This is a genomic window from Intrasporangium sp. (assembly GCF_035280925.1).
Lineage (GTDB): Bacteria > Actinomycetota > Actinomycetes > Actinomycetales > Dermatophilaceae > Intrasporangium.
Genome location: NZ_DATEEY010000178.1, coordinates 1 through 8,832 on the forward strand (window position 1 = coordinate 1; position 8,832 = coordinate 8,832).

At 70.3% G+C, this 8,832-nt stretch carries 9 protein-coding genes; 3 read left to right on the plus strand and 6 right to left on the minus strand.

Annotated features, from left to right (window positions below; translation table 11 throughout):
- Positions 1-316: 316 nt before the first annotated feature.
- Positions 317-1,552, minus strand: coding sequence for a PhoH family protein (locus VJN29_RS16090; protein WP_414654394.1), 1,236 nt, complete (start codon positions 1,550-1,552; stop codon positions 317-319).
- Positions 1,553-2,024: 472 nt separating this feature from the next.
- Complete coding sequence (locus VJN29_RS16095; RefSeq protein ID WP_324144648.1) at positions 2,025-2,786, minus strand: isoprenyl transferase; 762 nt, start codon at positions 2,784-2,786, stop codon at positions 2,025-2,027.
- A 154-nt stretch (positions 2,787-2,940) separates the two neighbouring features.
- Between VJN29_RS16095 and trhA the strand changes: the two genes are divergently transcribed.
- The gene (trhA, locus tag VJN29_RS16100) at positions 2,941-3,636 is read left to right on the plus strand and encodes a PAQR family membrane homeostasis protein TrhA (RefSeq protein ID WP_324144649.1); all 696 of its coding nucleotides are present in this window, start codon (positions 2,941-2,943) and stop codon (positions 3,634-3,636) included.
- Between the two features lie 72 nt (positions 3,637-3,708).
- Here trhA and VJN29_RS16105 read toward each other — a convergent pair whose 3' ends face one another.
- On the minus strand, positions 3,709-3,972 hold the full coding sequence (locus tag VJN29_RS16105) for a hypothetical protein (protein WP_324144650.1): 264 nt from the start codon (positions 3,970-3,972) through the stop codon (positions 3,709-3,711).
- Positions 3,972-4,955 carry a mycothiol conjugate amidase Mca gene (gene mca, locus VJN29_RS16110; protein ID WP_414654395.1) on the minus strand — a complete coding sequence of 328 codons (984 nt, stop codon included), beginning with the start codon at positions 4,953-4,955 and terminating at the stop codon, positions 3,972-3,974. Before mca ends, VJN29_RS16105 begins: the two co-directional genes overlap by 1 nt.
- 160 nt (positions 4,956-5,115) lie before the next feature.
- Between mca and VJN29_RS16115 the strand changes: the two genes are divergently transcribed.
- Positions 5,116-5,484, plus strand: coding sequence for a DUF4307 domain-containing protein (locus VJN29_RS16115; protein WP_324144652.1), 369 nt, complete (start codon positions 5,116-5,118; stop codon positions 5,482-5,484).
- Positions 5,485-5,651: 167 nt separating this feature from the next.
- Positions 5,652-6,134: a transcription elongation factor GreA gene (greA, locus tag VJN29_RS16120; protein ID WP_324144653.1), complete on the plus strand. Its 483-nt coding sequence runs from the start codon at positions 5,652-5,654 to the stop codon at positions 6,132-6,134.
- A 250-nt stretch (positions 6,135-6,384) separates the two neighbouring features.
- Here greA and VJN29_RS16125 read toward each other — a convergent pair whose 3' ends face one another.
- Positions 6,385-7,734 (minus strand): glutamate mutase L, encoded by a 1,350-nt coding sequence (locus VJN29_RS16125; protein ID WP_324144654.1) that lies wholly within the window; start codon positions 7,732-7,734, stop codon positions 6,385-6,387.
- Between the two features lie 17 nt (positions 7,735-7,751).
- The coding region (locus VJN29_RS16130) for a cystathionine gamma-synthase (protein ID WP_324144655.1) at positions 7,752-8,832 on the minus strand (1,081 nt) is incomplete at its 5' end.

The window sequence follows — 8,832 nt, forward strand, 5'->3', positions numbered from 1 at the left end:
TGGGCCGGCGGCCGGTGGGCTGGTGGGCGAGCTGCGGAGTGTGCTGGGGGGACGGATCGTGCCGATTTCGGTGGCTGGGCTCGATGGCGACCTACGTACCGGGCCATGGGGAGGGGCTCGACCTTCCTGATCGACGTGTCGTTGCGGTCAGGGCTCCGTGGGATCCGCACGCGGATCTCCCCCGATGCACGGAGCCGGACCTGTGGAGGGACTGAGCGGAAGGTTACCCGTCCGAGACCATTCGTCCACCATCGAGGCTGCGGCAAACGCGATCTGCCATGTGAGGCAGGTCACATTTGCGCCCTCATCAGGCCAGTCATGCGTCCGGGCCTTCCAGGAGATCGGTGACGAGTGCGGCGATCGGGCTGCGCTCACTCCTCGTCAACGTGACGTGGGCGAAGAGCGGGTGTCCCTTGAGCTTCTCGATCACTGCGGCCACCCCGTCATGCCGACCGACGCGCAGGTTGTCCCGCTGGGCCACGTCATGCGTGAGCACGACCTTGGAGTTCTGGCCGATCCGTGAAAGGACCGTGAGCAGGACGTTCCGCTCGAGCGACTGCGCCTCGTCGACGATGACGAAGGCGTCATGCAGGCTTCGGCCGCGGATGTGGGTCAGCGGCAGCACCTCGAGCAGCCCGCGGTCCAGCACCTCGTCGACGACCTCCGGGGAGACCAGGGCGCTGAGCGTGTCGAAGACCGCCTGGCCCCACGGGTTCATCTTCTCCTGCTCGGTGCCGGGCAGGTAGCCGAGCTCCTGGCCGCCGACCGCGAAGAGCGGTCGGAAGACGAGGACCCTGCGTTGGACGCGCCGCTCCATGACGGACTCGAGCCCGGCACACAGGGCGAGTGCCGACTTGCCGGTCCCGGCGCGACCGCCGAGCGAGATGATGCCCACGTCAGGGTCGAGGAGCAGGTCGAGCGCGATCCGCTGCTCGGCGCTCCGACCGTGCAGCCCGAACGCGTCACGGTCCCCCTTCACGAGCCGGATCTGTTTGTCGGGCCCAACGCGCCCGAGGCCGCTCCCACGCGGCGAGAGCAGCACGAGGCCCGTGTGACAGGGCAGCTCCGCGGCGCCTGCGTGCTCGATGCGTCCGCGGTCGTAGAGCTGGTCGAGCTGCTCGACGGTGATCTCGAGCTCGTCCATGCCGGTCCACCCGGAGTCGACGCCCTGCTCGTGCCGGTACTCCTCGGCGTCGAGCCCGCAGGCCGAGGCCTTGACCCGCATCGGCAGGTCCTTGCTGACCACTGTCACGTCGCAGCCGTCGTTGGCCAGGTTCTTGGCCACCGCGAGGATCCGGGTGTCGTTGTCGGCGAGCCGGAAACCGGCCGGCAGCGCCATGGGGTCGGTGTGGTTGAGCTCGACCCGCAGCGTGCCCCCGTCGTCCCCGACCGGGACCGGCTTGTCGAGGCGTCCTTCGCTGATCCGCAGGTCGTCGAGGAGCCGCAGCGCCTGCCGCGCGAAGAAGCCGAGCTCCGGGTGGTGGCGCTTGGCCTCCAGCTCGGTGACGACGACGACGGGCAACACGACCTCGTGCTCGGCGAAGCGGAGCATGGCCCTCGGGTCCGACAGGAGGACGGAGGTGTCGAGGACGTACGTCTTGCGGTCCGGCACGCGCCTGCGAGTGGAGCGCCGGCGACCCGGCACTGCGTCGGACGAGGTCGTGGTGTCGTTGGAGACCTGGTGTCCCACCTGGGTCTTCGAGGCCATGTCCGCTCCTTGCCGGCGCGCTCGTCGCGCCTACTCGCTCGCGAGGTACCGGGTGGCCCTGCACCGGTGGGGCCGCACCCGGCCCTCCGTCCGAAGCGTCTGCCTCATCCGCGGGCCTCCTGGCAGCGGGGACGGGTGTCTCCGCTGCCTCGACGGTACGTCGCCGGGCCGGGTTCGCACATCATCTGGCCCCCGTGTCGCACAGCGTTCACCCACCCTTCAGCCGTATGCCGCTGAGCTGACCTCCCGACGCAGCGAGCCTCCCGCCCCCTCCCGCACGCCCCATCGAGTGCGCAGAACCCGCCGCTCCGGGCCCTCAGGCACCGTGTCGGCGGTGCCGTTCGGCGTAGGCCCGCAGGGCGCGGAGGAAGTCGACGTGGCGGAAGTCAGGCCAGTACGCCTCGCAGAAGTAGAACTCGGAGGTCGCGCTCTGCCAGAGCAGGAAGCCGCCCAGCCGCTGCTCCCCCGACGTGCGGATCACGAGGTCGGGATCCGGCTGCCCCTTCGTGTAGAGGTGCTCGGCGATGTCGTCGGCCGTGAGGGCTGCCGCGATCTCCTCGGTGGTCTCCCCCTTGGCTGCATGGTCGAGGAGCAGGTCCCGGACGGCGTCGGCGATCTCCCGCCGCCCCCCGTAGGCCACGGCGATGTTGACCGTCATGCCCGAGACGCCCTCTGTCATCGCGGCTGAGCGCTGCAGGCTCTCTGCGGTCTCCTGGGGCAGCAGGTCGGCCGCCCCGGCCAGCCGCAGTCGCCATCGACCGGTTGCGGCGAGGTCCGCGACGGCGTTCTCGATGATCTTGAGGAGCGGTCCGAGCTCCTCCTCGGCGCGCCGCAGGTTGTCCGTCGAGAGCAGCCACAGCGTGACGTACTCGACCCCCGCCTCCTCGCACCACTCGAGCAGGTCCTCGATCTTGTCCGCCCCGGCTTGGTGGCCGTGCGCGGTGCCGGCGCCCCGGGCCTTGGCCCACCGCCTGTTGCCGTCGAGCATGACGGCGACGTGTCGCGGCAAGGACTCGCGGGGCAGGTCCCGGAGCACGCGGCGCTCGTACGCGCCGTAGACCAGATCCCGCCAACCCACTGAGTCTCCCTCGCCTCGTCGTCGCGATGGGGCCCCGGCCGTGGGCCGCATCCCACGTTACTCCGCGCCGACGATGCCACCGCGGGGTGTCCCGGTGGGCCGGCCAGGGTGTTACGGGCGCGTAACCTACGGTCGCGTAGGTACACTGGTCGACATGGACGAGCAGCCGAACCGACCTGCAGGAGCCGTCTCCGACCTCGTCGCCGCCGTCAAGCCCCGGCTGCGGGGCTGGCTACACCTGGGCATGTTTCCCGTCGCCCTGGTCGGCGGTATCGTCCTCGTGCTCCTCTCGGATCCCGGCGCCGTCCGGACGGCGTGCGCCGTGTTCACCGTGAGCGCCACGCTCCTCTTCGGTGTGTCGGCCGTGTACCACCGCGGGTCCTGGGGGCCACGGATGGCGGCTCTGCTCAAGCGGTTCGACCACTCGAACATCTACCTCATCATCGCCGGCACGTACACGCCGTTCGCCGTGACGCTCCTGCCCGGCGACGAGGCCCGCCTGCTGCTGACCATCATCTGGCTCGCGGCCATCGCCGGGGTGGCCTTCCGGATCGCGTGGACGAGCGCACCGCGCTGGCTCTACACCGCGCTCTACATCGCCCTGGGATGGGCGGCGGTGTTCTACGTCGTGCCGTTCTGGAGGTCCGGTGGCCCGTTGGTGGGGTCGCTCATCGCCTTGGGCGGCCTGCTCTACACCGCCGGCGGCATCGTCTACGGCGCCAAGCGACCGAACCCGTCACCGCGCTGGTTCGGCTTCCACGAGGTGTTCCACGCGTTCACGCTCGGCGGGTTCACGGCCCACTTCAGCGCGGTGGCCCTGGCGATCGTGGCCGCCCCCTCGCTGGCCTGACCCCTTTCCCAACAGGCAACCCTCACCAGTCAACCCTCAACAGTCAGGAGTGGGTGTCGGCGCCGGCGGTGATCAGCCCCTCTCCGTGGTCTCCGGTCCCTGGTCAGTGTCGTCCGTGTCGCCCGTGTCGCCCGTGCCGTCCCTGTCGACGCCCGGCTCGGCCGTGGCACCGTCAGCGGCGCGCTCGGTCTCGACGCGCTCGTGCTCGCGGTAGGCCATGCGCCGCAACCGGGCGTTCATGTTACGCACGAGGAGCCAGAGCGCGATGGCGAGCACGAAGAGGGCCAGGAACCCCCACACGCCCGGTCCGATCGACAGGGTGCTGCCGTCGCTCATCAGTCCTCGCCTCCTTCCGCCGGCTCGTTGGGGTGCTCGACCCGCTCAGCCGGGTCGAACCGCTCCTCGTCGTCCGGGGTGAGCCGCCCGTCGTAGGCGAGCTCCAGCTGCCCGCGCTTGGCCAGCGCATCCGCCTCCGCAGCCGAGCCGAGCCCGTCGAACAGCTCCTGCTCGGGCAGCTCGACCGGCACGTAGGAGATGGCGAGCTCGAACTCCTCCACGGGCCACACGCGCTGCTGGAGCTCGCGCGGCACCTGGAACCAGAAGCCGTCCGGGTCGACCTGCGTCGCGTGGGCCAGCAGCGCCCGGTCGCGGGTCTCGAAGAAGTCGCCGCACTGCACCCGGGTCGTGACGCCGCCGGCGCGCCGTGGCTGCCAGTTGCCCAGCCACTCGGCGTAGGGGCTCTCCAGGCCCTCGGCCACCAGCGCCTCGTGGATCGTGGTGAGGCGCTCCTTCGTCCACCCGCCGTTGTAGTAGATCTTGAGCGGCTGCCACGGCTCGCCGGCATGCGGGTAGCGGTCCGGGTCACCGGCCGCCTCGAAGGCGGACATGGCCACGGTGTGGTTCATGATGTGGTCCGGGTGCGGGTAGCCGCCCTTCTCGTCATACGTCGTCATGACGTGCGGCCGCCAGTCGCGGATGACGCGCACGAGGGCCTCCGTCGTGACGTCGAGGTCCTCGAGTGCGAAGCAGCCGTCGGGCAGCGGCGGGAGGGGGTCCCCCTCGGGCAGTCCGGAGTCGACGAAACCGAGCCACGTGTGCTCGCAGCCGAGCACCTCCTGCGCGGCCTTCATCTCGTCGCGGCGCACCTGCGCGATGTCACGCAGGATCTGCGGGTCGTTCTTCAGCTTCTCGTTGAGGATGTCGCCTCGCTCACCGCCGGTACACGACACGACCATGACGGACGCGCCTGCGGCGATGTACTTCGCCGTTGTCGCGGCGCCCTTGCTCGACTCGTCATCCGGGTGCGCGTGCACCGCCATCAGCCGCAGGCCCTCGAACACCGTGTTCCCTGGCTCCCTGTTCGTCATGGATCTGGCTCGTCGTATCGTTCTGACCGTCTCGTGGACGGTCCCCCGGCCCACCCGTCGACCGACGGGGCCGGAGTCACCGCGCCATCCTCTCATCAGGCCAGGACCTCACATGCCGCTCCCCCGCACCGCCCCCGGAACCCTCAAGTGGTGGGTCATCGGCAGCATCGGGGTCGCCCTCGGCGTCGCGCTGGCGATCTGGTTCGGCCTGTCCGCGACGCTGGGCCTGCCCTCGTGGCAGACGATGGGCTACCAGGTCGTCGACGACGGGAGCGTGTGGGTCGACTTCGAGGTGCACAGCCCCGACGGGAAGGACCTCATCTGCACCGTCCACGCCCTGGCCGGAGACTTCTCGGTGGTCGGGACGACCGACGTCCCGGTGGAGCTGGCTGGAGTGGGCACGGCCCGCACGTCGGTGACGTTGCGCACGACGAGTCGAGCGGTGACGGGGGACGTCAAGACCTGTGTCGTGGCGCCCTGAGTGCGCCTTTGACGTGGATTTTGCTATCCTAGGTCTTTCACCCCGGGTCGCGACCGCTCACCTTTCATGCTGGTGCAGCACGGTCCGACCCACTTTATTGGTGTGTTGAACGAGCAGGCGCCCACGCGAGCACCGCGTGGGCGCTGGTACATCGAGGAGTTGTGACCGTGACCGAGACTGCCGCTGGCTTCCTCACGAAGGAGGCCTATGACCGCCTCAAGGCTGAGCTGGACCAGCTGACGGGGGAAGGTCGCCTGGACATCGCCCGCAAGATCGAAGAGGCCCGCGAGGAGGGCGACCTCAAGGAGAACGGCGGCTACCACGCCGCCCGCGAGGAGCAGGGCAAGATGGAGGCCCGCATCCGCCAGCTCCAGGAGCTCCTGCACAACGCGGTGGTGGGCGAGACCCCGCCCGATGACGGTGTCGTCGAGCCGGGCATGATCGTGACGGTGGAGATCTTCGGCGACAACGAGACCTTCGTCCTCGGCAACCGCGAGATCGCGGACGGCGACCTCCAGGTCTTCTCCGAGAAGTCCCCGATGGGCGCCGCGGTCAACGGCAAGGCCGTCGGCGACATGACGAGCTACGAGGCTCCGAACGGCAAGACGATCGAGGTCAAGATCCTCGACGCCAAGCCCTACACCAGCTGAGTCGCCGCCGAAAGTGCAGTTCCCCTGAACCCACGCGGGCGGGGACTGCACTTTCGTCATGTATGCCGCTGTGCTCGTTCCCGAGGCCGCTGCCCGCCCAGCCCTCCGTCCCGCCATCTCGGGACCGCGGCCCGCGCGTGGCGAGCTGGAGCCACAGATCTCCGCCACTTGGGGACCGGGGCCCGCAGCTGGTGAGCCGGAGCCCTGATCTGCCGCCATCTGCGGACCGGAATCCCGACATGGCGGCAGGTCAGGCGAGCTGCGAGGCGACCGATCGGGCCGAGGCGGGGTCGTGGGCGTCCAGCAGGCCGACGGCATAGAGCAGGTAGGCCGCGTCGACCGTCGCCGTCGCCGAGCGCGGCACCTTCCAGCCACCGGCATGGTCGGCCAGCACGGCGTCGAGCACGTGCGCCCGACCGGCCTCGTCCGTGTGCCGCAGCACGCCACCGGACCCGACCAGGGTCGTCACGTTCGCGAGCGGACGGGGCGACTCCGTCGGCTGCCCCGGTCGGGAGTGCCGCCGCACGGCAACCAGCGCCGCCAGCCGGGCCAGCTCGAGGTCGAGGCGGCGCTCGACGTCGTCCGCTGGGAGTGAGCCCGGGCGCGCTTGGACGTGGGCGGCATACGACCGCAATGCCTCGGGATCACCCACGGACCCGAGCAGGCCCTCGGACTCGGCTGCTTCCACGACGTGTACGGCGTTCCACCGCATCCCGAGGTCGCCCTCCACCGTGCGCGCGTGCCACAGCGGCGCCACCACGTCCTTGCGCAGGCTGGCGTCCTCCCCCTCGGGGGTGATGACCGAGTAGACGTCGGTCGTCGCACCACCGATGTCGACGACCATGACGTCCCCGCCGCCACGCACGTCAGCGACGACCTCGACGCCCCGCAGCACGGCGTCGGGCGTCGCGGCCTCGACCATCTGCCCGAACGCCGCGTCCCGCGACAGGCCCTTCCCACCGATGACATGGCGGAGGAACGCCTCGCGGATCGCTGCCCGGGCGGACTCGGGCGCAATGACGCCGATCTGCGGCAGCACGTTGTCGGCGTGGATCGCCGGCCGCCCGGCTGCCTCGAGCAGCGCGGTCGCCTCGGACCGCGCGTCGATGTTGCCGGCCAGCACGATCGGGACGGCGTGAGGGCCGTGTCCGCCGATGGCGCCCTTGGCCAGGCGGGCAGCGTTGTGCAGCAGGACATCCGCGTTGCCGCCGTCCGTGCCGCCGACGAGGAGGAGGATGTCTGGACGAGCATGCCGGATGCCGCTCACCTCCCTCGTGGTCAGTGCCCCGTCGGCGACGTGGACCACTTTCGCTCCCGCGGACAGGCCGACGCGGTGGCCTGCCTCGGCGGTGACGGTGCGCTCGTAGCCGACGACGGCGAGGCGCAGGCCGCCGCCCGCGCTGGAACACGCGTGGACATGTGCGCCGTGAGGCACCCCGAGGCGGTCGCGCAGGACGCGGTAGCCGTCGAGGATGTCTCCACTCCCGCGCCCCTGAGTGCCTGTCGTTGGCGTCGAGGCGGTGCCGAGGACCGTCCCGTCGTCGGCGACGAGCGCAGCCTTGGTGAAGGTCGAGCCGAAGTCGACCGTGAGGATCGTCATGGCAGTGGCGCCGCGGATCAGCCGTGGATGTCGAGGGCCTCTTCCAGGTCGGCGATGAGATCGCCGACGTCCTCGATGCCGACGGACAGGCGGATGAGGTCGGCCGGGACCTCGAGTTCAGTACCCGCGACCGAGGCGTGGGTCATCCGGGCAGGGTGCTCGATCAGCGACTCGACCCCACCGAGCGACTCGCCCAGGGTCCACAGCTGGACGGCCGCGCACGCCTTGACCGCGGCGTCCTCGCCCTTGCGCATCCGGAACGAGACCATCCCGCCGAAGCGCTTCATCTGCCGGGCCGCCACGTCGTGGTTGTGGTGGGACTCGAGTCCCGGATAGAAGACCTGGGACACGCCGTCGTGCCCGGTCAGGAAGTCGACGACCTGCTCCGCGTTGTCGCAGTGCCGCTCCATGCGGACCGCCAGGGTCTTGAGCCCTCGCAGCGTCAACCATGAGTCGAAGGGCCCCGCGACGCCACCGATCGAGTTCTGGTGGAAGGCGATTCGCTCCGCTGCGTCCTCCATGCCCGCGACGGCGATCTCACCGGCCGTGACGACCGCACCGCCGACGACGTCGCTGTGGCCGCCGGAGTACTTCGTCGTCGAGTGCGTGACGATGTCGGCGCCCAGGGCAATGGGGTTCTGCAGGTAGGCGGTGGCGAACGTGTTGTCGACGACGAGGACGGCTCCGGCCTCGTGGGCCACCGCGCCGATGGCCTCGATGTCGGCCACGCCGAGCAAGGGGTTGGTCGGTGTCTCCACCCAGACCATCTTCGTGCGGCCGGGCTGGATGGCGGCACGGACGGCGTCGACGTCGCTGATCCGCGCGATCGAGTGCTCGATGCCGCCCGGCCGCGCGACCCTGTTGATGTAGCGGTACGTGCCGCCATAGGCGTCACTCGGCACGACAACGTGGTCGCCGGGCCCGAGCAGAGACCGGATGACGCAGTCCTGGCCGGCGAGGCCGGATGCGAAGGCGAAGCCGCGGCTGCCGCCCTCGAGTGCCGCGATGCACTCCTCGAGCGCCGTGCGGGTCGGGTTGGCCGATCGGCTGTACTCGTAGCCCCCCCGGAACCCACCGATACCGTCCTGCTTGAACGTC

Coding starts and splice junctions, on each gene's coding strand:
- VJN29_RS16090 (WP_414654394.1), bottom strand. CDS start 1,552: ATGCTCCGCTTCGCCGAGCACGAGGTCGTGTTGCCCGTCGTCGTCGTC.
- VJN29_RS16105 (WP_324144650.1), bottom strand. CDS start 3,972: ATGAGCGACGGCAGCACCCTGTCGATCGGACCGGGCGTGTGGGGGTTC.
- mca (WP_414654395.1), bottom strand. CDS start 4,955: ATGGCGGTGCACGCGCACCCGGATGACGAGTCGAGCAAGGGCGCCGCG.
- VJN29_RS16125 (WP_324144654.1), bottom strand. CDS start 7,734: ATGACGATCCTCACGGTCGACTTCGGCTCGACCTTCACCAAGGCTGCG.
- trhA (WP_324144649.1), top strand. CDS start 2,941: ATGGACGAGCAGCCGAACCGACCTGCAGGAGCCGTCTCCGACCTCGTC.
- VJN29_RS16115 (WP_324144652.1), top strand. CDS start 5,116: ATGCCGCTCCCCCGCACCGCCCCCGGAACCCTCAAGTGGTGGGTCATC.